This window comes from Microcoleus sp., from assembly GCF_041354475.1.
Classification (GTDB): domain Bacteria; phylum Cyanobacteriota; class Cyanobacteriia; order Cyanobacteriales; family Microcoleaceae; genus Microcoleus.
Window position 1 is genome coordinate 5,068 of record NZ_JBGJZU010000032.1, and the last position, 26,254, is coordinate 31,321.

22 protein-coding genes are annotated in these 26,254 nt (G+C 47.4%); 9 read left to right on the forward strand and 13 right to left on the reverse strand.

Annotated features, from left to right (window positions below):
* The 3 genes from ACBR23_RS14000 to ACBR23_RS14010 all read left to right on the forward strand — a co-directional run.
* A partial coding sequence (locus ACBR23_RS14000; protein WP_371119752.1) for a calcium-binding protein occupies positions 1–1,027 on the forward strand: 1,027 nt, incomplete at its 5' end.
* A gap of 452 nt (positions 1,028–1,479) precedes the next feature.
* On the forward strand, positions 1,480–3,249 hold the full coding sequence (locus tag ACBR23_RS14005) for a S8 family peptidase (protein WP_341739881.1): 1,770 nt from the start codon (positions 1,480–1,482) through the stop codon (positions 3,247–3,249).
* Positions 3,246–3,467, forward strand: coding sequence for a hypothetical protein (locus ACBR23_RS14010; RefSeq protein ID WP_341739882.1), 222 nt, complete (start codon positions 3,246–3,248; stop codon positions 3,465–3,467). The genes ACBR23_RS14005 and ACBR23_RS14010 overlap by 4 nt, the downstream gene beginning before the upstream one ends.
* A gap of 1,239 nt (positions 3,468–4,706) precedes the next feature.
* On the opposite strand, the gene ACBR23_RS14015 is transcribed toward ACBR23_RS14010, so the two are convergent.
* Both ACBR23_RS14015 and ACBR23_RS14020 read right to left on the reverse strand, forming a co-directional pair.
* Positions 4,707–5,489, reverse strand: a complete 783-nt coding sequence (locus ACBR23_RS14015) for an SDR family oxidoreductase (RefSeq protein ID WP_341739883.1) — start codon at positions 5,487–5,489, stop codon at positions 4,707–4,709.
* 107 nt (positions 5,490–5,596) lie between these two features.
* On the reverse strand, positions 5,597–6,514 hold the full coding sequence (locus ACBR23_RS14020; RefSeq protein ID WP_371119753.1) for a nuclear transport factor 2 family protein: 918 nt from the start codon (positions 6,512–6,514) through the stop codon (positions 5,597–5,599).
* A 210-nt stretch (positions 6,515–6,724) separates the two neighbouring features.
* Between ACBR23_RS14020 and murG the strand changes: the two genes are divergently transcribed.
* Positions 6,725–7,789 carry an undecaprenyldiphospho-muramoylpentapeptide beta-N-acetylglucosaminyltransferase gene (gene murG, locus ACBR23_RS14025; RefSeq protein WP_371117468.1) on the forward strand — a complete coding sequence of 355 codons (1,065 nt, stop codon included), beginning with the start codon at positions 6,725–6,727 and terminating at the stop codon, positions 7,787–7,789.
* A gap of 46 nt (positions 7,790–7,835) precedes the next feature.
* Here murG and ACBR23_RS14030 read toward each other — a convergent pair whose 3' ends face one another.
* On the reverse strand, positions 7,836–8,327 hold the full coding sequence (locus tag ACBR23_RS14030; protein WP_341739886.1) for a YajQ family cyclic di-GMP-binding protein: 492 nt from the start codon (positions 8,325–8,327) through the stop codon (positions 7,836–7,838).
* A 16-nt stretch (positions 8,328–8,343) separates the two neighbouring features.
* On the opposite strand from ACBR23_RS14030, the gene ACBR23_RS14035 reads away from it, so the two are divergent.
* Positions 8,344–8,517 (forward strand): hypothetical protein, encoded by a 174-nt coding sequence (locus tag ACBR23_RS14035; protein ID WP_371119754.1) that lies wholly within the window; start codon positions 8,344–8,346, stop codon positions 8,515–8,517.
* Between the two features lie 96 nt (positions 8,518–8,613).
* Here the strand turns inward: ACBR23_RS14035 and ACBR23_RS14040 are convergent, their stop codons facing one another.
* The 5 genes from ACBR23_RS14040 to ebsA all read right to left on the reverse strand — a co-directional run bounded on the left by ACBR23_RS14040 (position 8,614) and on the right by ebsA (position 17,498).
* Positions 8,614–9,030, reverse strand: coding sequence for an MAPEG family protein (locus tag ACBR23_RS14040; RefSeq protein ID WP_371117465.1), 417 nt, complete (start codon positions 9,028–9,030; stop codon positions 8,614–8,616).
* Positions 9,031–9,045: 15 nt separating this feature from the next.
* A complete protein-coding gene (locus ACBR23_RS14045) occupies positions 9,046–9,549 on the reverse strand; it encodes a DNA recombination-mediator protein A (protein WP_340525435.1) in 504 nt (167 codons plus the stop codon).
* Between the two features lie 431 nt (positions 9,550–9,980).
* A complete protein-coding gene (locus ACBR23_RS14050) occupies positions 9,981–11,069 on the reverse strand; it encodes a phosphotransacetylase family protein (RefSeq protein WP_371119755.1) in 1,089 nt (362 codons plus the stop codon).
* 477 nt (positions 11,070–11,546) lie between these two features.
* A complete protein-coding gene (locus ACBR23_RS14055; protein WP_371119756.1) occupies positions 11,547–16,679 on the reverse strand; it encodes a choice-of-anchor L domain-containing protein in 5,133 nt (1,710 codons plus the stop codon).
* Between the two features lie 444 nt (positions 16,680–17,123).
* The gene (gene ebsA, locus ACBR23_RS14060) at positions 17,124–17,498 is read right to left on the reverse strand and encodes a type IV pilus biogenesis protein EbsA (RefSeq protein WP_341732603.1); all 375 of its coding nucleotides are present in this window, start codon (positions 17,496–17,498) and stop codon (positions 17,124–17,126) included.
* Positions 17,499–17,827: 329 nt separating this feature from the next.
* Here ebsA and ACBR23_RS14065 point away from each other — a divergent pair, with 329 nt between their 5' ends.
* Entirely contained in the window at positions 17,828–19,339 is a 1,512-nt protein-coding gene (locus ACBR23_RS14065; RefSeq protein WP_371119757.1) for a glycosyltransferase family 2 protein, read from the forward strand.
* A 300-nt stretch (positions 19,340–19,639) separates the two neighbouring features.
* Entirely contained in the window at positions 19,640–20,863 is a 1,224-nt protein-coding gene (locus ACBR23_RS14070; protein ID WP_371119758.1) for an ATP-grasp domain-containing protein, read from the forward strand.
* Here the strand turns inward: ACBR23_RS14070 and ACBR23_RS14075 are convergent.
* A complete protein-coding gene (locus tag ACBR23_RS14075; protein WP_371119759.1) occupies positions 20,827–21,162 on the reverse strand; it encodes a hypothetical protein in 336 nt (111 codons plus the stop codon). The genes ACBR23_RS14070 and ACBR23_RS14075 overlap by 37 nt on opposite strands.
* On the opposite strand from ACBR23_RS14075, the gene ACBR23_RS14080 reads away from it, so the two are divergent.
* Positions 21,131–22,039, forward strand: a complete 909-nt coding sequence (locus ACBR23_RS14080) for a CoA-binding protein (protein WP_341740281.1) — start codon at positions 21,131–21,133, stop codon at positions 22,037–22,039. The two genes, ACBR23_RS14075 and ACBR23_RS14080, sit on opposite strands and share 32 nt — an antisense overlap.
* 142 nt (positions 22,040–22,181) lie before the next feature.
* On the forward strand, positions 22,182–22,913 hold the full coding sequence (locus ACBR23_RS14085) for a response regulator transcription factor (RefSeq protein WP_340525422.1): 732 nt from the start codon (positions 22,182–22,184) through the stop codon (positions 22,911–22,913).
* Between the two features lie 70 nt (positions 22,914–22,983).
* Here the strand turns inward: ACBR23_RS14085 and ACBR23_RS14090 are convergent, their stop codons facing one another.
* The 4 genes from ACBR23_RS14090 to ACBR23_RS14105 form a co-directional block, all read right to left on the reverse strand.
* The gene (locus ACBR23_RS14090; RefSeq protein WP_340525421.1) at positions 22,984–23,412 is read right to left on the reverse strand and encodes a hypothetical protein; all 429 of its coding nucleotides are present in this window, start codon (positions 23,410–23,412) and stop codon (positions 22,984–22,986) included.
* A 114-nt stretch (positions 23,413–23,526) separates the two neighbouring features.
* The gene (locus ACBR23_RS14095; protein WP_371117459.1) at positions 23,527–23,931 is read right to left on the reverse strand and encodes a HEPN domain-containing protein; all 405 of its coding nucleotides are present in this window, start codon (positions 23,929–23,931) and stop codon (positions 23,527–23,529) included.
* The gene (locus ACBR23_RS14100) at positions 23,928–24,248 is read right to left on the reverse strand and encodes a nucleotidyltransferase domain-containing protein (RefSeq protein WP_371117458.1); all 321 of its coding nucleotides are present in this window, start codon (positions 24,246–24,248) and stop codon (positions 23,928–23,930) included. The genes ACBR23_RS14095 and ACBR23_RS14100 overlap by 4 nt, the downstream gene beginning before the upstream one ends.
* 371 nt (positions 24,249–24,619) lie before the next feature.
* Positions 24,620–25,981, reverse strand: a complete 1,362-nt coding sequence (locus tag ACBR23_RS14105; protein ID WP_371117457.1) for an aldehyde dehydrogenase — start codon at positions 25,979–25,981, stop codon at positions 24,620–24,622.
* Positions 25,982–26,254 lie beyond the last annotated feature (273 nt).

A 26,254-nucleotide genomic window follows, 5' to 3' on the forward strand; every position in this document is an offset into this window, starting at 1 on the left:
TAGCGGCGCTTTCGGCAATTTGACTACAACTAACTTTGATGCTGTTAGCGGTAGTGCTCCTGATATTACTGGTAAAGAGTTGGTGATTTTTACCGGCGGTACTTATGCCACTGTCGAAGCTGCTCAAACTAAGGCTCTAGGCTCTTCCACCACTCCTGGTTTCTTCGTATTTACGAATGCAGCTAACGAGACTGTGTTGGTGTTTGACTCCAACGGTACTGCACCTGGTGGTTCTACCACAGTGGCTAACTTTGGTACTGCTGCTGTGAGTTTGGGCACCTCGGACTTTGTATTCACAGGTTCCCTAGGCTCTGCTCCGGCTGGTAATACTACTGTTTCTGCTTCTAGTAGTGTGGTTGACTTGACTGCTGCTGGAAATACTTTCCCGGTTGCTATTAACAACTTCGGTTCCGGCGCAGGCGGTTACAACTTTACCACCCCTGTATTGTTTACAGGCAATAGTGCTGTTAATAACGTCACCGGTACGGACTTTGCTGACATTTTGAACGGCGGTTCTGGTGCTGATATTTTCAATGGTGGTTTGGGTAACGACAGTCTCTCTGGGGATGACGGTAACGACAGTCTCTTCGGTGGCCCTGGTAACGATACCATTAATGGTGGTGCCGGAAATGACACTTTAATCGGCGGTTTGGGAACTAATGTTCTCAACGGCGGTGCTGGTTCGGATGTGTTTGTCTTCAGTGGAACTTCTGTTGGTGGCGGGGATTTAATTACCAATTACAGCACTGCTGATGATGTAATTAACCTCGACAAAACTGGTTTTGCTGCCTTTACGACTGGTTCTGGGCCTTTGGGTTCGAGTTTCTACGCTTATAGCAGCACAGTTGCTACTGTAAGTGGGATCGAGTCAACTTTGACTGGCCCGTCGATTATTGCTCTCTACGATGGTGCAGTTACTAAACTGTATTACGATAGCAACGGTTCTACGCTTGGTGGCAACAGTTTGTTTGCAACTGTCGATGTCAATTTGGGAGCTTCGGGCAACTCTGAGTTGTTCTTGTTCTAACCCATTGCTCTAGTATTCCCGTTCTTAAACTGAATGGGAATACTAGACGACTGATTTTAGGTGGCATCAAGCCACCTAAAATTTCAAATATTTTTTTAAGTAGAAGGAAGAATTCACCCCCCCCTACCCCCCCCCAAGGGGGGAAATTCAGGAAGAAGATCGATGTGAAGAATAGCAAGCCAGTAAGCTTTTGAGCGATTTGGATCTTGCATTTAATTAGGTGGACTTACTTATTATTTGACCGATCGCTGGAAATAGATCGCGCTTTTGAAACTATTTTAAATTTTAGATTTATGTCAGGGGAAACTTAACCGAATACAGCAATGCTGGTAAACTAGCAGCTTCTGCGGGTTTAATTCCCTCATCGCAAATTGATAGCTGTTGGTGCCAATGACAAGGGGTTAAAATTGGGTTATGGTGGTGAGCAAGCCTTCCCTACAAGGATCATTGGCATGAAAAAGTTTTTCGTTCTGTGCTTATTTTTTATCGGACTCGGCTGGGCAATTTCTAGTTTCCCAGGATTGGCGACTCAAGGGACCTATGATTCTATTTTGCTGGATTTCCGCGAAGATGTTGGTGCTGTTGAGATTGTCAAACAAGTAGAGGCGATCGCCAACAAGTACCACGTCAATCCCCAACTCAATAGCGAGTTTTCCCAACAGGATAATGTGTATGTTGTCAAGGGCGATCGCAGTTTGTTAAATGCCCTGAAAAAATCAAATTTGGCTAAAGATACCGAATACATTGAACCAAACTACGTTTACAGCGCTTTCGAGATTCCCAACGACCCCATGTATAACAAACAGTGGAATCTCCGCAGCATCAATGTAGAATCTGCCTGGAACGAAACCAAAGGCAGTGGCACAACAGTAGCGATAATTGATACGGGAATCTCCCCAGTTGCGGACTTAAAAGAAACCAAATTTGTACCGGGCTACGACTTTGTAAACGATCGCGCCGAAGCCTTTGATGACAACGGCCATGGTACTCACGTCGCTGGTACAGTCGCCCAATCAACTAACAACAATTACGGTGTTGCTGGCATTGCTTACGAAGCAGCCTTAATGCCACTCAAAGTCTTGGGTGGTAGTGGTGGCGGTACCGTTGCTGACATCGCCGAAGCCATCAAATTTGCGGCGGATAATGGGGCTGATGTGATTAACATGAGTCTCGGTGGTGGTGGCGAAAGTCAGTTAATGGCAGAGGCGATCGACTACGCCCACAGTAAAGGCGTTGTCGTCATCGCAGCCGCCGGCAATTCGGGCGATAGTTCCGCCTCTTATCCAGCCCGTTATCCCCACGTCATCGGCGTTTCTGCCCTCGGCCCGGACGACGAAAAAGCTTCTTACTCCAATTTCGGCGCGGGAGTTGACATTTCAGCCCCCGGTGGTTCTGAAACTGGGAAAATTCTCCAAAGTACGATCGACCCAGAAACTGGTGCAGAAATTTTTGAAGGCTACCAAGGTACAAGCATGGCATCTCCCCACGTTGCCGCCGTTGCAGCCCTGATCAAAGCCTCCGGTATCCAAGAACCAGACCAAATTCGCAGCGTACTTTTACAATCGGCGCGAGTTGTGGGCGAAGACCCCCTCAACCATTTTGGTGCCGGAAACCTCGACGCCGCCGCGGCTGTTCAGCTAGCCCGCAGAGGCCAAATCAACTTCCGCGATTTCTTCCGCTGGTTGCATGACAATGGCTATCTCAGTCCCCATTTCTGGATCGATGGCGGTGCTGTGGCGCTGTTACCTAAGATTGCAATGGTACTCGGTTCCTATCTGCTGGCTTTCTTGTTGCGGAACTATTTCCCCTTCCAGTGGACTTGGGGTTTTTCGGGCGGTTTGATGGCTGGTAGTTCTGGGTTCTTTTTCCTCAGAAATTTGTTTGTATTTGACCTGCCGCAATGGCCGCTGCGGGTGATGGGCAGTTCTATTCCCGAACTTGGTGGCGCAATTAATGGCAGCAGTATGCTAAATCCGATGTTTGCTAGTGTGTTGATTCCGGGGATTTTAATTGTGTTGCTGTTGGGACATCCACAGTGGAAATGGATTGCGATCGCCACATCTATCGGCTTTGCTAGCAGTTTAGCAGTCAATGCTTTTGTGTCTCCCAGTGTTTGGGGATTGGGAACTGGTTTAGTAGCACAAACATTTTTAATTGTCAATGCTTTTCTATGTTTCGGGCTAGCACGTTTAGCAATTAAAACAGAGGTTCAGTCAGCATGAGTATTACAGTCAAGGGTGTAATTGAACGCCAAGGCTTCGGACCTGGTACTTGGGCCTTGGTGGGCGAAGATGGGGAAACTTATGAACTTAAGGATGCTTCTTCTGAACTGAAAAAAGAGGGTTTGAAAGTCCGTGTCAAAGGTTTGGTGCGTAAGGACATTATGACTTTTGCGATGATCGGGCCTGTGCTTGAGGTGCAGTCTTTTGAAGTGCTTTAGGCTAAACGATTCCTTCGATGGCAAACAGTCGTAGACGCAAAAAACCCACTTTCTTTGAAAAATCGTCTTGGCTGTCCTAGACAAAAAAAACCCCGGCCAAATTTGGCTGGGGTTATTAATCAGGGTGCATCTACTGATCAAGTTTCCGGTAGGTTCTGACATCTTTCAGGATGAATTTGATTTTTTTACGGCAGAAGGACGCAGATGTTTGGCGCTGGGGCTTTAGTAGACAAAAAAAACCCCGGCCAAATTTGGTCGGGAGTTAATTAATCAGGGTGCATCTACTTATCAAGTTTCCGGTAGGTTCAGACCTCTTTCAGGATGAATTTGATTTTTTGCACCGCCGAGGGACGCAGATGTTTGGCGCTGGGGCTTTAGTAGACAAAAAAAACCCGGCCAAATTTGGTCGGGAGTTAATTAATCAGGGTGCATCTACTTATCAAGTTTCCGGTAGGTTCAGACCTCTTTCAGGATGAATTTGATTTTTTTTACCGCAGAAGGACGCAGATGTTTGGCGCTGGGGCTTTAGTAAACAAAAAAAACCCGGCCAAATTTGGTCGGGAGTTAATTAATCAGGGTGCATCTACTAATATAGTCTCCGGTAGGTTCAGACCTCTTTCAGGATGAATTTGATTTTTTCACCGGAGAAGGACGCGGAGGTTTGGCGCTGGGGCTTTAGTAGACAAAAAAAACCCGGCCAAATTTGGTCGGGAGTTAATTAATCAGGGTGCATCTACTAATATAGTCTCCGGTAGGTTCAGACCTCTTTCAGGATGAATTTGATTTTTTTTACCGCAGAAGGACGCGGAGGTTTGGCGCTGGGGTTGTACTAGACAAAAAAAAACCCGGTCAAATTTGGTCGGGAGTTATATCGTTTCCGGTTGTATGGGAATGATTAAACCACAGAGAACACAGAGGACACAGAGAAAGAGAAGAGAGAAATAATAATTCCGATGTCAACGGATTTGATATTAGTAGACAAAAAAAACCCCGGCCAAATTTGGCTGGGGTTATTAATCAGGGTGCATCTTTATTTACTTTTCATGGGCTGGAGGGATGTTCAGGATGAATTTGATTTTTTGACCGCAGAGGGACGGATATGTTTGGCGCTGTGGCTGTCATAGACAAAAAACCCGGCCATGTTTGGTCGGGAGTTATCAATCAATCAGGGTGCATCTACCAATCTACTTTCCCAGGGATGTTATCTAGATCCGGAAAATCCTCAGTTAAAAATCCAAACTATTTTCGGTGAACTAGGGTTGCAGTGGCTTGGTCTGTGGGAACTAGCAAAATTTCGCTAATATTAACGTGGGGCGATCGCGTCGCACAAAAATACACGACATCGCCTACATCATCACCAGTAAGCGGTGTTAATCCTTGATAGACATTTTTGGCTTTTTCTGCGTCGCCGTGAAACCTGACATTGCTAAATTCTGTTTCCACTAAACCTGGTTCTATCTGTGTGACTCGGACTGGTGTTCCTAATAGGTCTTGTTTTAACCCTTCGGAAATTGCTTTTACCGCCGCTTTGGTAGCACAATAAACATTGCCTTTTGGGTATGTTTCGCGACCTGCAATGGAACCAATATTGATTACATGACCGCGACTTCGATTTACCATTCCGGGTACGATGTAGCGAGTCATGTAAAGCAAGCCTTTTACATTGGTATCAATCATTTCTTCCCAGTCTTGAAAGTTCCCTTCGTGCAGTTTGTCTAAGCCTCTACTTAACCCGGCATTGTTAATCAGAATATCGATCGCTTTCCAAGCTTCGGGAAGTGTATTTACAGCGGATTCGACTTTTGGGCGATCGCGCACGTCTAACTCTAGCAAATAGATTTGGTTGGCCGATGCTATTAATCCGGTTTCTACCAGTTCCTTTGCCAGTCGATCGAGCTTGTCGATGCGTCGCGCTGCTAAAATTAGTTTAGCGCCACCCCTAGCAAATATCTTGGCACAGGCTGCTCCTATACCGCTACTGGCACCGGTAATTAAAACAATTTGATTTTGGATAGAAATCATTTTTGTTATTAGTTATTAGTTATTAGTTATTAGTTATTGGTCATGAATGATTAGTTATTAGTTGTGGGTTTTTGCCAATAACCTGTTACCAATAACCAATAACATCTTTACTTGACAACTCGCAAGCGCACAGTGACTGTGGTTATACCACCTTGTCGCATCAATACTGCTGAAACGAAGCGATTTTCCGGTGTGGCTGGAGCTTTACCTACTTTAAAAATTCCCCCGGAATTCAACAACTCTAAATCGACTTGTGGGGGCTTGATGGATGTTTGCTCGCCGACTGGTGCTTCCACCACAGTTCCTATTAAAATGTCATCCCCGATCGGCTCTCGAACAATTGCATCAAAATGGTAGTCTTCACCCACCTTAACTTGCTCTGGCAAGTTCACTTGAATCGTGGGAGGATTTTTGCCCGAACTAAGCTGAGTTTGTTCTGCTAAAATCTCTTGTTTGACTATTTTTTGACCTTCAAAGCGCTGCTGAGAACGAATAGTAGCTTTGAGAGTTAAGTCTCTGCCGTCTTTTTTCTGAGTGCCGGCGATTGTAGTCACGGTTTCAGCAACAATCGCGCTGCCTTCGGCTTTCCAAGATTTGAGCTCTGTGCGGTAATTTAAACTGGGATAGCGCTGCCAAAGTTGAGTTAATGCTGTTTCCATATTCTGACTGTTCAATCCGTCAGAATGAGTGAAGTTTTGACCATAAAATGCCATGACTGCTTTGACATCGCGACGATTTGCCGCTGCGTCAATTTCTGTTAGCAGTTTTGTCAATTCCGCCGGTGCCGCTGTAGGGGTTTGAGCTTGTACTCTGGGATTCGCCTCCCGCACTCCTTGGGCTCTGGCCTGGGCCGGATGCAGTATGCTACTACTGAGAACTGTCAAACAGATCAACAAAGGGGCGATCGAGCTTTCGACTACGCTCAGGGGAGCCGACAAGCGGATGTACGGGCGATCGGCTTTTTTGCGCCGATCGCTGGTCCAATACTGAGATACACTTGGCACTAAATTCAAAAAATTACGCATTAGATGATAATTTGGTTATTTGTCAGGGGTCGTGCAGCGGACAATGGTTCGCCTGCAACGAAGACTGACAACTGAGCGGAACACGGCACTATCTAATTTTAGATGGCTGATGGGAAATTGGCTGAAACTGCCGGAAAAATCAGCATAATAATCTAAAACGTTAAACCCAAAATCGATCGAGCTGTGGAACTTGTAACAGAGACAAATACCTTGACAAAATCCCCTATCCGGTTGTTGATTGCAGCTAGTGGCACAGGAGGACATTTATTTCCGGCGATCGCCACCGCTGAACAGTTGCATGACTGTCACATCGAATGGCTGGGAGTTCCCGACCGCATGGAGACTCAGTTAGTCTCCTCCCTTTACCCCCTCCACACCATCGCCGTTGAAGGCTTTCAGCAGCGATTTGGACTCGGTACAGTGCGAATTTTAGGTGGTCTCGCTAGCTCGATTCTGCAAGTGCGCCGATTGCTCAAACAGGGAAAGTTTCACGGAGTATTTACTACCGGAGGTTACATCGCAGCACCGGCAATTTTGGCCGCTCGCTCTTTGGGTTTGCCGGTGATTCTTCACGAATCTAATGTTTTTCCGGGTAAAGTGACTCGTTGGTTTAGTCCTATTTGCAGTGCAGTGGCGATCGGATTTGAAGCCGCAGCCCAGTATTTACCCCGCGCCAAAACTGTGTTTGCTGGTACGCCGGTGCGATCGCAATTCCTGACTCGCGAACCTCTCAATTTACCAATTCCTGACAACGTACCTGTAATTTTAGTTATGGGTGGCTCTCAAGGTGCTGTCGCAGTTAATCAGTTAGTGAGACAGTGTGCTCCTGCTTGGTTTGATGCGGGTGCTTGGGTAGTTCACCTCACCGGAAATAATGACCCGGATGCTGAAAGTTTGCAGCACGCACAATATATATCGATGCCATTTTATGATAATGTGGCTGGTTTATTGCACCGGGCAAATTTAGCAATTAGTCGATCGGGTGCTAGTGCTATGACAGAATTAGCAGTGACGGGAATGCCTGCTATTTTAATTCCTTTTCCTTTCGCCGCGGACAACCACCAAAGTTTTAATGCCGAAGTATTTGCCGCTTCGGGAGCGGCTTTGGTATTTCGTCAAAGTGAATTAACTGCTGATATTTTGCAAAGTAAAGTTTTACATTTACTTAGCGACACTCAATATTTGGCAAAAATGTCCCAAGCTGCTGCTCAATTAGCTGTGACAGACAGTGCAGAGCGTTTGGCTAATTTGGTTAGGGAATTGGTGGGTAACTAAAATCCGGCTAGATCTCAATTCTATCTTTGAGTTAGCTTTCAAAATTTTACCTATAATTGGTAAACTGCAACGCTACGGGGTAATCTTCTTGCTTCAATCGTTGAATTACCAACTGCAAATCATCTTTATCTTTGGCAGAAACCCGCACCGCATCGCCTTGAATCGATCCTTGAATCTTTTTAAATTCATCTCGAATTAATTTAGTAATTTTTTTGGCAATTTCCTGGTCAATCCCTTTTTTTAGTTTAATTTCTTGGCGAACCCGACTGTTACTAGCCGCTTCAATTTTGCCATAATCAAAAATTTTCAGAGACAAATTGCGTTTGGCAGATTTAGTTTGCAAAACAGTGTGAATTGCATCCAAGGTGAATTCACTGTCGGTATTGACAATAATGGATTCAGCACCTAATTCCACGGTGGTTTTGGTGTCTTTCAGGTCGTAGCGACTTTGAATTTCCCGTGTTGTTTGGTCAACAGCATTAACTAATTCTTGACGGTCGAAGTCGCTCACAATATCAAAGGAATAACTGGCTGCCATAAAATGATAATTGGGAATGGGGAATGGGGAATTGGGAATTGGGAATTGGGAATGGGGAATGGGGAATGGGGAATGGGGAATGGGGAATGGGGAATTGGGAATTGGGAATTGGGAATTGGGGATTGGGAATAGGGAATTGGCTTACCCCCCCAAGGGGGGAGGAAATTGGGAGATTGGCGATTGGAATTAATACAAATAACCAATAACCAATAACCAATCACCAACAACCAATCACCAATCACCAACAACCAATCACCAACAACCAATAACCAATCACCAATAACAATTAGTTATTAACAGCCATCAAACTGAAATAAAATAGAGTGACAGTGCAAGAAGAACTAATGGCAAACATGAGCGATCGCCCCAGTGGTACATTCAGGATATAGAAAACGGAAAACAACAACCGGGCGATCGTAAAAGCGATCGCAGCCCAACCAGCCACCTCCGAATCTACCCCCGTCACAAAAGCCATCAAAGCTGCCGCTGAAAACAGCATAAACGTCTCAAAGGAATTTTGGTGAGCCCAAGTAGCCCGTTGAGCGTAAGCAGGTAATTTCTCAAACATAGCGCGGGGCGCTGCTTGATCGTAGCCTAACTGCAAGCGGGCGTAGGCAACCACCAAAAACGGGGCGTACACCAGGGCGGCCGCAGCAACAATACAATCAAGCAGAATAACCGAAACAGGTAATCCCAATAGCATTATCCGCCTCGCATTTCAATCAAAATAGAATAGAGTAACGACCTTGCGCTGTTCCTCTGCATCCTGACAAGTTTTCAGCAAAGTGTGACTTTCGTGAAAAGCAAAACAGAGCAGTTGCTGACACCGAGAAATAATCTCCTGATTGCACAGGGCGCTTGCTTCTGGGAGAGACAAACTGTCATTTTTGGGATTTTCTACCAAATGTATCACTTGTTCTAGCTGCTCGCGAGACTCTCGTGGCTGGCGGCTCATGCTTTGTGGCAAAATCACGGTCAGCAGATTGGGATCTGCTCGCATCGCCCCCCGAATCGCGGCTGAATTGGTGCCTGTAGCGCCAGAAGTTATGAGCTGATTACCAGACAAAACTAAGGCGTAGCTCAGCATCTCAATTAGCTGCTGGTGGGTAATTGGAACATGGCGAGAACCCAAAAGAGCAAGCCGCTTGGAGCTTGTTTGCTGGATTGCCGCAAGTTCTTGTAAAAAATCATCAACTCTGGGTAGCTCAATTGATTGACTCAAAGAATTTATTAAATTAAATAAAACTACGTTGTGGATTCTAGCAGACGGAATAGCTATTGGAGCCAAAAAGAAGTTAAGAATTACAGATTTACCCGATCGGACTGGATGAGGAATAAATCCTCTCATCACAAATATACCACCCGGAACCAGCAAAAAGCCACAAGGAAGAAGGCCAATGCCATAAAATCAATAGCTTGGGGAGACAAACCCTCTGAGGCTATCTAAATTAAGCTCGATATTTGGTTCTTTTGAACGGATACCTGGTTTAAACACTGCCGCAAGGATAGATAGTTTTAAGGTATGTCGCAGAACCAAGAATCCCCTCGCCTTCAGGCAGGGGAGTGTCAACTATCATAAGCAGAAGTAGGAAGAATCAAAAATTGAGACTTCCTTTTTGCTTCTGGCTACTTATTTTTTCCTTAGATAGGAATTTAATCACCCAGGGTTAGGGAAGCCATCAGTGCGTTAATGTCAAAATGCTCTGCCATTAGTTGAGTAACGCATTCCACCTTAATGGTCTCGTGCAGGCGCACGTTGCCAAAGGTGCTGTCGATAATTTCCACAGTGGTTAAGGTATCTAAATCCACAGACAACACTGGAATTTCCATTTCTTCTGCTCTGCCGATGACCAGGGGAGAAGGAGGCAAGTGTCCTGTCAGAATTAAGCACTGAGTAGAGCTTTCCAGAGCGGCCAACTGGATGTCGGTGCGATCGCCCCCTGTCACCACTGCCATATTTCTGGCTTTGCGGAAATACTTGAGAGCGGAACTAACATTCATTGCACCAATTGTCAAGGTTTCGACCATCAAATCCAAACGGTCTGGGCGACACAGTACCTCAGCTTTCAATTGGTGAACCAGTTCTTTGACGCTGACACTGCGTAGCAAAGCGCTTCTCGGTAGCATTCCCAACACAGGAATTCCTTTTGCTTCCAGAAAAGGTCGCACAGTGGAGGCGATGGATTCGAGTTTGTCGGAGGGAACGTCGTTGAGGACGACACCTAGCAAACGGGAACCTAAACGTTGCTTAGCTGAAAGCAAATCATCTACAAACAGATCGATCGGGCGTGTCACCAGCAGCACAGAGGCATCAACGGCCTGGGCCACTTGAGGCAAAGACAAGTCAAACAGACTGCCTTCCTCCAAATTAGCAGGACCTTCTAGCAGCACTAAGTCTGTACTTTGGCCTTGGACATATTCCGCTAGAGACTGGCGGTAATCAGTCCGATCTTCTCCTCGCAGTCGCTTGTGAACAGTTTCTTCGTCCAAAGCAAGCAGAGTAGATGGCATTTGGGTATCTTTGAGCTTCAGGGTCTCGATCGCGAAGCGCACGTCTTCCTCTTCGGCACCAGGTACATCAGAGTTAAAAGAAGTTCCCAGGGGTTTGCCGTAGGCGACGGTCAATCCTTGTTCCCGGAGTCCGAGTGCTATCCCCAGGGCGATAGCGGACTTGCCACTGTAAGCTTTAGTGGAACCGATCAGTAAATATTTAGTCAATTTCGGTAAGCCTTTACTCCTCAATTTGCACCTGTCTATAGCGTTTCTCAAATAGATGAAGTAGGTTAGACTCTTGCGATCGCCAAACCCAACACCTTATTTTAAATGAAGAATTGGGTAACGGGAACCTCAACCCAACCTCTCTATTTTGAACTTCACTCCTTTGAGAACCGTTATATTTCAATAAATTTAGTTTATTCAACAGTATTTCTGCACTGCGACTCAATTTGGCAATAATATTATACTCGATTTATAATTTTAAATCGATAGGTATTATTAGTGATTAATTATTAGTGGGATCGCGCTCGTTCAAACTGATATCTGGTGCTGCCAGCAATAAACTGTTTAGGAGAGGACTGGTAGATCTTGCCTAAACACATCAATTGTCTGGTGCAGTGGGCTGGCATTTCGAGCGCCCAAAGGTTGATTCGATGCCAGCCCGATCGAAGTTCAAGGGCTGTAGATTGAGTTTCGATCACAAGCGCCGTAGGCGTTGTCCTCTCAGCTACCGAGTCGCAAAATTTGAACGAAATCCGAGGGCGCGATCGCGCTTGCTTGCACCCCATTCAAAACGGCTAAGAGTTCCCCAGAGTTGGCAATTCTGATGAATGTAGTGGGACTGGCATCTTGCCCGTTTGTACTGTGGCTAATGCTCAGTTGAGCGAAAGTCAAACCGCCGGCTAAACTTAGCAAATCTTCCCCTTTCCTGAAATCATAAACGGTATCACTTCCTTGTCCTGATGTCAAGAAAAATAAATCGCGCCCGCCGCCACCGAGCAAAGTATCACTGCCCTCATCGCCGATGAGCAAGTCGTCGCCTTCCCCGCCCACCAAGCTGTCACTGTCTTTGCCCCCCAAAATCGTATCGTTGCCAGCATCGCCGTTGATGGTATCGCTGCCTTCATTGCCGAACAGCAGGTCATTGCCTTCCCCGCCACACACTTGGTCTTGACCGCCAACAACCCCGACAGGCAGGGCGCTGCCGATATCCCCATACACCGTGTCATCGCCCTCGCCGCCGCAGATAGAGTCATTGCCTTGGTCGCCCAACAGCGAGTCGCTGCCACCATCGCCTAAAATTACATCGTTCCCTTTGCCACCACGGGCAGTATCGCTCCCCTCACCGCCAGAAAGACTATCAGAGGCATCTTGACCGTAGAGTAAGTCATTTCCTGTGCCACCGAATAACAAGTCGTTTCCGGCGCGATCGCGGTCAGATTCGGTGTTGGTGCCACCGTAAAGAGTATCGTTTCCTTCCTCGCCCTCAAGGGTGTCAGCACCGAGTCCGCCCCAGATCGCGTCGTTATCTTTGCCACCGAAACCAGCGTCGTTGCCCTCACCGCCCAACAGGGTGTCGTAGCCTGCTTGACCGTTGAGGTAGTCGTCACCGGGCCCACCGTCTAGCAAGTCGCGATCGGCAGAAGGCCCAACAGGAATGTTGCTGATCAATCCGCCAAAGAGGTTGTCGTTCCCAGCCAAACCGACAAGAACGTCTTCTCCAGGCAAACCATTGATGCCATCACCGCCACTGCCGCCAGTAACCGTCTCGTTTGTATCTCCACCAACCAGGTTGTTGTCAACACGATTGAAACCCTGAAGACGACTGATCTCCGGTAAGGTAATTTGCGCGCAAATGCAATCTGGATCTTCGGTTGGCTGCGGGGTTAGGACAGGAGTTGTTTCCGAGAGGGGGGTTGGGGTTGGTGTCGGCGTCGGTGGGGGTGTCGGTGTCGGCACGATAATGGTGGGCGAAAAATTGATGATTGGTGTCGGCGTCGGTGGGGGTGTCGGCGTCGGCACGATAATGGTGGGCGAAAAATTGATGATTGGTGTCGGTGTCGGCGGGGCGATGTCGTTGTCGGCGATGGTGACGCTAACGGGCGCGATCGCCACTGGCAAGTATTCGGCAGCGCTGTCGGGGGCGACGCTGGAAAAAATCAACCCGGTGTGGGTTCCTTCCACTATGGTGTCGTCGGTAGCTTTGACGGTGACATTTTGCGCTGCATTCCAGTTAGCGGGAGTGAAAACCAGAGGCGCGATCGCATCTATTTGACTGCCGGCGGCAAAATTGACGGTGACATTAGCCGTCGGCGCTTTGGTGAGAACCACGCTGTAGCTGCCAGTTGCACCGCCTTCTGCGGCATTGGTACTGGTGGGGATGACAGCAATGCCGGGGGAGTCGTTGTCGAGAATCAACACATCGACTTTGGAAATGCCGATCTTGTTGTAAGCGAGATCTGTGCTGCTAGCGCTGAAAGTAATGGTGCTCAGGTGCGTTCCTTCCACAGCCGAGTCGTCCACTGCTTTAACTGTGGCGGTTTGAGGCAGGTTCCAGTTAGCGCTAGTGAAGGTGAAGGAGGCGATCGCATCTATTTGACTGTCTGTGGCGAAACTAACTTTAACGTCATTTTTGGGCTGGCTGTTGAGCGCTACTTGATAGGTGTCGGCTGTGCCGCCTTCAGCGACAATGGTGCTGCCGCCTGTTTGGGTAACAGTCACGCCAGCAGTAGTAGCTGTGTCGTTGTCGGTAATGCTGACGCTAACGGGGGCGATCGCCACTGGCAAGTATTCGGCTGCGCTGCCTGTTGCCACGCTGTGATCGATCGTGCCTGTGTGGGTTCCTTCGACAACAGTGTCGTCGGTGGCTGTCACCGTGACTGTTTGTGGCACATTCCAGTTAAGGGCAGTGAAAACGATCGGGGCGATCGCATTGATTTCACCGCCCGTCGCGAAATTGACGGTGACATTAGCCGTCGGCGCTTTGGTGAGGACAATGCTGTAACTGCCCGCTGCACCGCCTTCTGCTGCATTGGTGCTGTTAGGAGTGACGGCGATGCCGGGGGAGTCGTTGTCGATCACCAAGACATCTACTTTGGGAATGCCGATCTTGTTGTAAGCGAGATCGGTACTGCTAGCGCTGGCAGTGATGGTGCTAAGCTGCGTTCCTTCCACGGCCGAGTCGTCCACTGCTTTAACCGTGGCGGTTTGAGGCAGGTTCCAGTTAGCGCTACTGAAGGTGAAGGAGGCGATCGCTTCTATTTCACTGTCTGTGGCGAAGCTAACTTTAACGTCGCTTGCAGGCTTGGAAGTCAATACCGCACTGTAACTGCCATTGACACCGCCTTCTGCCGCTGTGGTGCTTGTCGGAGAGATTTTTACTCCAGCAGTTGAGGTAGCTGTGTCGTTGTCGGTGATGCTGACGGTGACGGGCGCGATCGCCACTGGCAAGTATTCGGCAGCACTGCCTGTGGCGACGCTGTGGTTGATCGTGCCTGTGTGGGTTCCTTCGACAACAGTGTCGTCGGTGGCTGTCACCGTTACTGTTTGCGGCGCATTCCAGTTAACCGGGGTGAAAACAAGCGGGGCGATCGCATTGATTTGACTCCCCGCAGCGACATTGACGGTAACGTTAGCAGTTGGTTTGGTGTTGAGGGAGACTTTGTAACTGCCTGTCGCGCCGCCTTCGGTAGCATTGGTGCTCGCAGGTGCGATCGTCACGCTGGGCGTACTGGGATTAGCGATATCGTTATCGGTAATGCTGACTGTTACCGGGGCGATGGCCACGGGCAGATATTCGGCCGCGCTACCGGCGGCGATGCTGTGGTTAATTGTGCCTGTGTGCAGCTCTTCTACTAAACTGTCGTCGGTAGCTTTCACCGTAACTGTCTGCGGTAGGTTCCAGTTGTCTGAGGTGAAGGTAAATGTGGAAATCGACTGGATTTGAATGCCCGTATTGAAGTTGACCTTAACAGGTGCCGTCGGTTTGCTAGTCAGGGCTACTTTGTAACTGCCTGCGGCGCCACCTTCAGTAGCAGTTGTGTTTGCAGGGCTAATCGTGACTCCGGCGGTATCGTTGTCGGTAATTTGGGCCGTCACTGAGGCCGTAGGAATCAGGTTGTATTTCGCGTCTGTACTGGTGACTTTGTGGGCGATCGTACTGGAGTGCGTGCCTTGGTCTACAGCATCGTCCACGGCTTGCACAGTCACCAGTTGAGGCACGTTCCAGTTGTCGGCAGTAAATTTCAGGGCGATCGGGTTTCCGCCTCCTGTCCCCACATCGCTTTGACTGTCTGGGAAGGCAGTGACAGTAACATCGGCCGTTGGCTGGCTGGTTAACACCGCCGTATAGTTATCGCTAGCCCCGCCTTCGCCGAGTTTTGTGGTGCCGCCAGTTTCGGTAATTTTTACCTGTGCAGTGTCGTTGTCGGTGATGTTAGCTGTGAGGGTAGAAATAGCAGTACCGTCTATTCTGATGGGTGGGGTGCTGCCGTCGTAGTTGGGATCGGCACTGCTGGCTGTGTGGAGAATAGTGCTGGTGTGGGGGCTGGCTTCCGCCACAGCATCGTCTGCTGCCTTGACAGTGACGGTTTGCGGAACGTTCCAGTTAAGGGGGGTGAAGTTGAGGGCGATCGGGTTTCCTGCGCCAGTCCCCAAGTCTGTCTGGTTGTCGGGTTTAACAGTCAGAATGACTAAGCTAGCGGGCTGGCTGTTGAGTACCGCTGTGTAGGTGTCTGTAGTGCCACTTTCGGTGACTGCCGTGTTGCCACCGCTTGAGGTAATGGTAATCCCTGTGGTGTCGTTGTCGGTAATATTTAAGGTCGCAGTATTCTGGGTGATGCCGATCCTGGCATTGGCGGGATTTGTTAATGTCAGAGTCAGATTTTCTGTCGGTTCAACTAAGCTGTCATCGTTGATGGGAATGATAACTTCCGCAGTGGTTTGATTGGGTGCAAAGTTGACAGTTTGGGTGGTGAATACAAAATCTACCCCTAATCCCAAGGTAGCGCCGCCTGTGGCGCTGCCGTTAGTTAATTTTACGTCAATATTGGAAGTGCCGTTGGTAATGCCTGTGCGGTTGATGGTAACTGCTGCCCCGATTACTTTTCCATCTTCCTTGACTTGATATGTAGGTTGGGAGAAATTGAAGCTGGGCGGAACGTTCAAGAAAATTGCCGAGTCCAAGGCACTATCGCGAGTGTCGGCGATCGCAATCCTCAGTTTATTCGTGATATTCGGGATTACGGTTCCTTGAGCGGTTAACAACTTGGTAAAACCGTCAAATTGCGTGTTATAAGGAGTTTTCCCCAAACCATAGGTAGTGGGGTCGTTGTCTATGTAAAATGCTGAGTTTTTGTTCTTATTAATAGTGTTGATGGAAACTGGTTGGTTCGTCCCAGGAATCAAGGGAATGTTGACCCCATTCAAAACAAAGGCAAATACATCGTTGAAGCTCCCGACGTACTCATTGTATTCTTCAGAAGCAAACACGTATTCCAAGCTAAACTGACTTTGCTTTGCGATGAACTCAAACTCCAAAACAGCAGCATTTTTTGTCGTGTCAGGAGCAACAAGCGGATCGAGAGTCACTGGATCGCCAGCACTCGCTAAGCTGGAACTCTTACCGTCTGAATTATTAGGCCCGTTAGCATTCTTAATTTCTCCGGTGCTGAAAATCACCCCAGCTTCGACATTTATCCCTTCTGATATCCCGCCGCCGAAAGTGCCCGACGCTCGATTGTCACCCGTAAATTTCGCAGTACCAGCAACAACAGTGCCTGTATCTCCAATGATAAATTCGGCAAGTTGCTGGGCAGTCAAAGCAGGAGTATTGAGATCCTTAGTTATCAGAGCCATAATATACCTCTTTGCAAATATTTGTCGGTTTTAATCTGTATATGATGAGTTAATTTTGATCGTAAGCTATATCAGTAATATCACGTAAGACTTTTACAAATATTAATACAGGACTTACGCGCGGGGTCAAAAACCCGGTTTCGGCGTCAAGATCTCAGGCTGCAAGAGCGACGATTTTTTCTCATAAACCAAGTTTTTTGCGTCCAGGATTGTAATAATTAGGATAAAAGTTGATATTTAGTGGGGGAAATTTGTGTTGCCGATAGATCGCACACAAATGTCAGAAATAGGCTTTGGGGCTGTTCGACAACAAATACAGCAGTTTTCAAATAGGAATGGCGCACCAGTAGTGTAAAGTCCCTGTGGTGGTCGATTTACACTACTGGTGCGCCAGTTATAGCGCCAGTCTATTGCAGAATTTCGAGAGTAGGGGTGTGAAAAAAATCACTCATCCATCCGCATTAGCTTCCGGTAAAAAACTTTAGAAAAATCGACGGTGCGAGTGCGCTGAAAAATCATCAGTACCTCAATCAAGCAATTCACAAAATCCGAGCTTTGCATCGTTACTTCGTAGCTGAGTTCAGCATTACCATCAAACAAGACCCGACAGCGGGTTAAATCGATCGGCAGTGATGAAATATTCCAACTAGCTACAAACGGAATCTCCTCGCCACCTTCAATTTTTCTGGCACCTTCCAAGGTTTTGAGCTTGTAGAGAGCTATAGCGTAGGGTAAAGACTTGCGCCTCTGCTCTGGAAAAAAAGGTGCATAGACTTTTGATTCTTTTTCATCAGCGGGCTTGAGTTGAGGAATAGACATATTTGTTAAGTAGAATATCGATGGGTCCAAGGCAGAAGGAAAAAGGAAAAATGCTCATTCAGCAAGCTTTTTAGCCATCCGTATCAGAGGTTTAATTAGGTGGATTTACTTAGAAAAAAAATTGGTAGAGCATCAGTGTCAGCAGAGTGGGGCTGAGTTGCTCTCTCCGTCAGCTTTCGACAAAATCCCAGAAACTGATAGAGTAGATACTTATCTCTACTAGGCATCTCTCATAATTCCTGTGGGGTAGGCATCCTGCCAGTCCTTGACAGGCTTTTTGGGAGAAGTCTATTAAATCCAAAACTATTGGTGATTGAATCAAGTAACCTATGCAGGAGAGTTCTTGGCAAGAAAACGATGTTCGCAGCGAGCTTAACTTGGATATCCCTGATTTAGCTCCTGAAGAACACGAGAGTTTGACCTCAAACCCGAAGGTTGGCACGATATTTGCTACAGCCTCCGGTGGTGAAAGGAAGTTTGACGTGGTTTCCACAGATCCAACGGTAGCGCTTAAGTTGCCTAATTCTCCCTCTTTTCCTCAAAAATTATACCAGGGACGCCGGAGGAAAGCTGCTATAGTCCTGACGGTGATTTGGGGCGGAACGATTACTTTGCACTTGGTTTCTTGGGGTGCTTGGGTAGTCTGGGGATTGACGGGACTGCTGTGGATGCAAGTATTTCGATTTTTGTTTGCTTCACCCAAGCCGACAATGCAGCCTCTTTCAGAATCCAATCAAGAGGATTGGCCTTACGTGTCGCTGCTGGTAGCTGCGAAAAATGAGGAAGCGGTAATTGCCAGACTGGTACAGTCCATTGGCAATTTGGATTACCCGATCGACCGTTATGAACTTTGGGCGATCGACGATAATAGCACAGACAGTACGCCTCTTGTATTGGAACAGCTAACCAAACAGTACCCCCAACTCAAAGTATGGAGGAGAGGAGCCAATGCTAGTGGTGGCAAATCGGGAGCCCTGAATCAAGTTTTACCCCTGACTCGCGGGGAATTTGTGGGGGTATTTGATGCGGACGCGACGGTGACACCAGACTTGCTGCGCTTGGTACTGCCGGTGTTCGATCGAGCCCAAGTTGGAGCTGTGCAAGTCAGAAAATCGATCGCCAATGCTCCCCTAAATTTTTGGACTCGCAGCCAAGAAGCAGAAATGGCGCTAGACAGTTTTTTCCAACAACAACGGATTGCGATCGGTGGTATTGGAGAATTGCGCGGTAACGGTCAATTTATGCGTCGCACAGCCTTGGAAAGCTGCGGAGGTTGGAACGAGGAGACGATTACCGACGATTTGGATTTAACAATCAGGCTGCACTTAGAGCGGTGGGATATTGAATTTTTGGCTGTTCCCCCCGTATCTGAAGAAGGAGTCACCAACGCTCAGGCTCTTTGGCATCAGCGCAATCGCTGGGCCGAAGGTGGCTATCAGCGCTATCTTGACTACTGGCAGCTCATTGTTCGTAACCGCATGGGAACGGGAAAAACTTGGGATTTATTTGGATTTTGGGTATCTCAGTATTTGTTGCCCACAGTAGCTGTACCCGACTTTTTGATGTCGATCGTACTGCGCCGAATGCCGATCGCCAGTCCCCTAACTTTCATGACTATTACCCTGTCTCTGGTGGGAATGTTTATCGGTTTACGTCGCACTCGCCAAGAGACCAAATTTGACCTCAAAAGAGTTTTTGCCACCTTGATGCAAACCCTGTTGTCTACTGTATATATGCTTCACTGGCTGCTGGTAGGTGCTGTGACAGCTAGGATTTCCGTGCGTCCTAAACAGTTAAAATGGGTGAAAACAGTCCATGAAGGCACTGCTAATATCAAGTGAAACTGGCAAAAAATCATCTAAAATTGCCAGGATTAAGGAAAATATCAACAATTAGAATTCTACTCACTAATGATGGTAGAATTTTAAAAGAAAATGTCTTTTATCAAAAAAATACACAAGAGGCGATGGGTAAGAGCAAATAAGTAATCGGTAATACAAAAGTCGTAAATTATAAATATCGCCAAGATTTTTAAATTTTAACTTGACAAAACACCAATTACTATCTATTAATTATGATTAATTGATAGATTGCGAATTACCAATTGCTTGTTGCCAACTACGAGTCACCAGTTATTGATAATGGATTTGTTAGAGTACCAAGCTAAAGCTTTATTTCGTCAGATGGCAATTCCGGTTCTGCCCTCCCAGCGGATTGACAATCCGGCAGACCTCAAAGGGCTGAAGATTCCCTACCCAGTCGTACTCAAGTCCCAAGTGCGGGCGGGGGGACGGGGTAAGGCCGGTGGGGTGAAGTTTGTGGAAAATACGATCGATGCGGTGGCTGCGGCTCAGACAATTTTTAATTTGCCGATCGAATCGGAGTATCCCGAAGTCCTGCTAGCAGAGGCAAAGTACAACGCGGACCAAGAATTGTACTTGGCTGTATTGCTAGATCCCGTAGCGCGACGCCCGGTACTTCTGGGCTCGCAACAAGGAGGTATGGATGTGGAAGGGTCGATCGAGAAAATGCAGCAAGTTGTTGTAGACCAAGAATTTTCGCCTTTCTACGCGAGGCGACTGATGCTGAAAATGGGATTGCAGGGAGATCTGATTCAATCAGTCAGCACAATTGTCGAAAAAATGTATCGGCTGTTTGTCGAAAAAGATTTAGATTTAGTAGAAATCAATCCTCTGGGCATCAGTCCCAAGGGAGAGGTAATGGCTCTAGACGGTAAAGTCAGTGCCAATAATGATGCCTTGGGACGTCATCCAGACTTGGCGGCCCTGGGGGAAAAGAAAGCAGATAGCAAGCTCCCAGGAGACAAGAGACGTCAGGCCGATCGCCGCAGTGCCCACTCGAACTTGCTGCACTCCCCCTTGGAATTGGGAGGGAGTTGTCAATCCCAATTCTCCAATGCTGAATCTTTGAATTTGGTGGAACTAGAGGGGAATATTGGGGTGTTGTGCAACGGAGTGGGTTTGACAATGGCGACTTTGGATGCGGTGACTCACGAAGGAGGCAAACCAGCTAATTTTGTGAATCTCGGTTCCCTAGACCGCTACGATGGAACCAAGACCCTGCGCGATCGCTTGGAGTTATCTCTGGAGTTAGTCTCTCAGGATAAAAGCGTGAAGGTGGTGCTGGTGAATATTTTGGCTAGTACCGCAGCCAGCGAGGCGACAATCTCCGCAGTGGTAGGCTATCTGGAACGGAAAGCCCGTGCCAATCGCCAAGTTCAGGTGGTGCTGCTCTTGGTGGCAATCGATCGAGATGGGGTGAAAAAGCGTTTGGGGCAGTTGCCTGTGCAACTAGCGAGCACTTTGGATCAGGCAGTAGCACAAGCTGTGTCTTTAGCTAAATAGCGGGAAGCCCAGACACTATAGAAACCTTCAATCAATGGCCGATCGACTCCGTAGTTGGGCAAACTTCCTCCTTCCTCCTTCTTTTCCCCCCTTGGGGGGGCAGGGGGGGGTGACTTCTTCCTTCCTCCTTCCTCCTTCTTTTCCCCCCTTGGGGGGGGCAGGGGGGGGTGACTTCTTCCTTCCTTCCTTCCTTCCTTCCTTCCTTCCTTCCTTCCTTCCTTCTTCCTTCTTCCTTCTTCCTTCCTTCCTTCTTCTGCGATATAAAAAATGAATTTAACTCCTGAGAGTAAAGTCCTCATACAAGGCATTACAGAATCTCCCGCGTCAACCCTTGTGGGGCTGATGATGAAAGCATACGGCACAAATGTAGTGGCTGGTGTCAGTCCCGGTAGGGGCGGGCAGGAGTTGGAGGGAATTCCGGTTTTTGATTTGGTGGAACAAGCTGTGGCGGCGGTGGGGCACATTGATACCACGGTGATTTTGGTGGAACCCTACTGGGTGCTGGATGCGGCTCTCGAAGCGATCGCTGCTGGAATTCGGCAAATCGCGATCGTCACTCCAGGAGTGCCTCCTCTGGATATGGTGCGCTTAGTCAGAAAAGCTGAAGCCATGGAAACTTTGGTGATTGGGCCCAACAGTCCGGGAATTATTGTGCCTGACAAGTTATTGCTGGGAACTCATCCCAAGGAGTTTTACACTCCCGGCCCGGTGGGGATTATCAGCCGCAGCAGCACTTTGACTTACGAGGTGGCTCTAGAATTGACTAATGCGGGGTTGGGACAGTCGATGGCTGTTTGTATTGGCTGTGATGCGATTGTGGGCTCTTCTTTTATGCAGTGGCTGCAAATTTTGGACGAAGATGAGACTACGGAGGCGATCGTGTTAGTGGGGGAAGTTGGCGGCTGGAGCGAACAAGCGGCTGCTTCTTATATCGCTGAGGCGATCGACAAACCCGTGGTGGCTTACCTGGCTGGCCGCTATGCTCCCAAAGGGCCGTCTTTGGGCCACGCCGGCATCCTGATCAGCTCTAGGGCTGCGGCGCGGACTGCCTTTGGGGTGACAGCAGAAAATAAAATGGCTGCCTTTGAAGAGGCAAATATCCCAGTCGCTTCTCGACCTTCCGAGGTACCTAAGTTGATAAATAAATTACTCAAGAAAAATCAAGACGTCTCCTAAATCCGATCGGCTTTATTCATTTTTTCTGAATCTGTATTTATTCATAGGTTTGGAAGCTAATATTTGGGTAGCTATGGTTACAAAACCTTGACAAAACCTCTGTTAATCTGGTAGCAATTAATGATATTGGAAGCTCGCTGCTGTGGGATGTCTTAGTATTTCAATTGTTGAAGGGAATCCGCACCTGCGATCGCTCTTGGGCTGGCATCTACAGCAAGTCGGTCACTGGGTGCATCAATCAGCGGATATCAATCATGCTAGGGAAATATTTTTCAGCCAACAGCCATCCCTAGTAATTCTGGATGCGGAATTGCCAGATGGAGACGGTTTGGAATTTTGCCGATGGCTACAAAAACAGCAGCAGTCGCTGATTTTAATGCTGTCAGCCCGGAATTCCGAAGCGGATATTGTTGAAGGTTTGAAGTCGGGGGCTGACGATTACCTAACTAAACCTTTTGGGATGCAAGAATTTATGGCGCGGGTAGAAGCTTTGATGCGTCGCAACCGCACGATGATACCACCGGCTACCCTGGAGTGCGGGCTGCTCAAAATTGATTTGGTGCAACGCCGAGTGCGTTTGTACGAACAACATATCGAACTCACTCCCCAGGAATTCAGCCTGTTGTACGTGCTGGCTCAAGCTGGAGGAGTCCCTCTGTCGCGATCGGATTTACTCCGCAGAGCTTGGCCCGATGCTATTGACAACCCGCGCACCATTGACACTCATGTACTGTCTTTGCGGAAAAAAATCGAAATCGATCCGCGACAGCCGAGTCTGATTCAAACTGTGCGGAATGTTGGCTATCGGCTGAATTTGGAATTGTTAAATGGGAATGAATGGAATTCACCGCTATCTAGGGTTGTAATTTCTTAATTTGCTTGCTGATTTGATGTTGGGAATTAATTGGCGATCGCCTCGGTTTTTCCTGACAGCATGAATTGGATTATTTGGGACAGGGCAATTGTCCGTTAGGAGTTACGTAAACATTGTGATTGAAGTCATTAATGAAACATACGAGCAATCCTTGGCGGTGATTTTTTTTGCCATCATTCCACCGGATTAGTTCGGTATTTGCAGTTGTCCGCCGTGGTGCATCGGCAATTTTTTCTAATGTACTTTCCCCTGGATTGAGGGATGATTCTACGGGAATACTTATTTTCTCGACTTCTCCGGTTCGTTTGCCAAATTCATTAACTTTGTGATTATGAAGGACAAAGTTTTTGATATAAATGCGCTGATTGGAAATATTAGTCAGCCTTAACATTCCCTGTTTGACTGTTTCTACTCGCAGCACGTAGGTAGGTGGAATGAAAGCAGCAAGAGATACAGACGCGATCGCCATTCCTGTCAAAAGTGATAAGATATTTTTCATATTATAATACTTAAACTCTGATTTTGAGTCTTTATTTTACTACAGTATTAACCATTCAAAAAGTCACCCGGCGGTTGAAACCGCGTCTATACAAACAAAGTCCGCCTCCGCGGACTAAGAAGATCCAGATCGAGAATCTGGCAAATCTCCCAGCAGACGTTGTGCTAATTCTAAAAATTGTTCGGCTTGGGCGATTAATTGATTAGCCTCATCTTCGGGAATGGCTGGATCGATATTGTAATCACCTTGGTTTCGTTGATTTTGAGCAGAAATTAGGTAACGGTGAAACTCCACCGGCACCCGCCCTGTACGAGCAAATTCTCTACCAAATGCAGAAATCACAGCAGCATGACTGGAGAAACTTAAACCCTCACCCAGTAAGAAAGCTTCGGCAACATAAAACATGGTGTAATAAGCTCGTGACGCTGCAAAGTCAGGAAGTGCATTAACTACTAATAACCTAGCTGCCCGTAAGCTTTCACTGGCTTTGGTTAAAAGAGCAATTTGTTCTGGTATCAAATCAATACTCCTTCTCTACGAACATTTAGAAAGAAAGGACTTTTCTCTTCCTGAAAACGTATGGAAGAAGCAAAAGCACTAGAAATTACTACAGTCCGATCTAAGCACAAAGCGGCAATAAATTCACTGGTGCTAGCGATTTCTTTGCCAGCATGAACTTGCCCGTCCAACACAACTAAAATATCAATATCAGAATCTGGTTTGGCATCTCCTCTAGCTTGGGAACCGTAGAGAATTAACTGCACGAGTCTTTCGCCGTATAAGTTATGAAAGTAGTGGCGGAGTTCTGCTAAAATTTCTGGTAATTTATCGTTCATTTTGATTCGTTATGTTTGTAATATCAATTCCGGCTGCACCGGAATGATATAGAGGAGATGGCAGTGCCGTTTCCCTACCCCGATTAATTGTAGGGACAGGGCACTGCCCATTGGTGTCAACTTAAGCTGTGGGCCCGCCAAGTTCGTTGGTCATCCCACCAGTCCGACAGGGGTTTAAACCCCTGTCTCATAGCTGAAGTCAGTTGAAACTGACTGAAGATTTGCCCCAAATTAAGACATATAAACCAACTCTTCAGTCCTCTTTGAGAGGACTTTCGCTATGAGACAGGGGTTTAAACCCCTGTCGGACTATTGGTTTGACCTGATTGTTGACACCTATGGGCAGTGCCGTCTCCTCCGTTTATATCATTTCAACCAATCACTTTTTTAATCAAATCTAACTTGCCCTGATAAGGAGCATATCTCCATTTCAAGTCCAGCCAAAAAAACTTTTGCAACACGCTTTTGTAATGGGAAAAAGTATCAAAACTTGCTTTCCCGTGATAACTCCCGATGCCGCTTTCTCCAACTCCGCCAAAGGGCAAGGTTGTTACTCCCACTTGCATTACTGTGTCGTTGATACAAACTCCCCCAGAAGAAGTTTCCCGCAGAACTCGTTCTTGTTTCTGCTTATCCTTGGAAAAGAAATATAAAGCTAAAGGTTTGGGGCGGGCGTTGATTTGGGCGATCGCCTCTGATAAATTATCATACTCCAACACTGGCAAAATCGGCCCGAAAATCTCATCTTCCATCACCGGGGAATCCCAGGAAACTTTATCTAAAACCGTCGGTGCAATATATCTATCTTCCGGTTTCACTTGCCCGCCGGTCACAATTTCTCCATCTTTGACGAAGGCACTCAAACGTTCTAATTGCCGCTGATTGATGATTCTGCAATAGTCGGGACTTGTTTGCGGGTCGTTGCCGTATAATTCAAGAATCGATGCTTTGATTGCTGGCATCAAATCCGGCTTAATTTTGCGATCGACTAACAGGTAATCTGGAGCGATACAGGTTTGACCAGCGTTGATAAATTTGCCCCACGCAATCCGTTTGGCAGTGTATTCTAGCTGCACGTCTGAGTCTACAATGCAAGGACTTTTCCCACCTAATTCTAAGGTGACGGGAGTCAGGTGTTTGGCGGCGGCTTCCATCACGATTCTACCAATTTTTGTACCTCCTGTAAAGAAGATATGGTCGAATTTTTCCACTAACAATTGTTGGCTAATTTCTACACCACCTTCGATGGCGGCTATGTAAGCTGGATCGAAGGTTTTAGCAATCATGTCAGCAACAACTGCTGAGGTATGTGAGGCGATTTCTGAGGGTTTGAGGATGGCACAGTTGCCCGCGGCGATCGCCCCTACTAAGGGTGATATCATTAACTGAAAGGGATAGTTCCAAGGTCCGATGATTAAAACTACGCCTAAAGGTTCGGGAAAAATGCGGGCTGAGGCGGGGAATTGGTCGATCGAAGTTGGCACTTTTCTGGGCTTTACCCAAGATTTCAGATTTTTGATGGCATACTTAACTTCAGCGATCGATGCGATTTCAAAGTAAGCCTCGAATTCCGGCCGATTTAGGTCAGCATTGACAGCATCCACTATTCGTGATTGATTAAGTTGGATTGCGCTTTTAAGTTTATGCAATTGTTCCAGCCGAAAATCCACCTCTTTAGTTTTCCCCGTCGCAAAAAATTGTCGCTGCTGCTGGAGCATATCGCTAACTAACATCTTTTGTCCTCCATGTTTATCAATAAATGTTAAAGCATTTCTGAAAATAGGCGATCGCAGCTAAAGCGCGATCGTATTTCCCGGAAAGTCCCTGCATTTGAGATTAATGTTAAAATAAAAGGGTTGACATGGGTATTGTGTTTATGGTAACACTTCTGCTTGCTGTGAGTATGTGTCAATGTCACCAGTGTAACAGCTTGGCATGGGACAGGGATACTCCCAAAAGCTCGGAAAAGCTCGGAAATTACTGACAAGAGTGAGGGCCGCGAATCT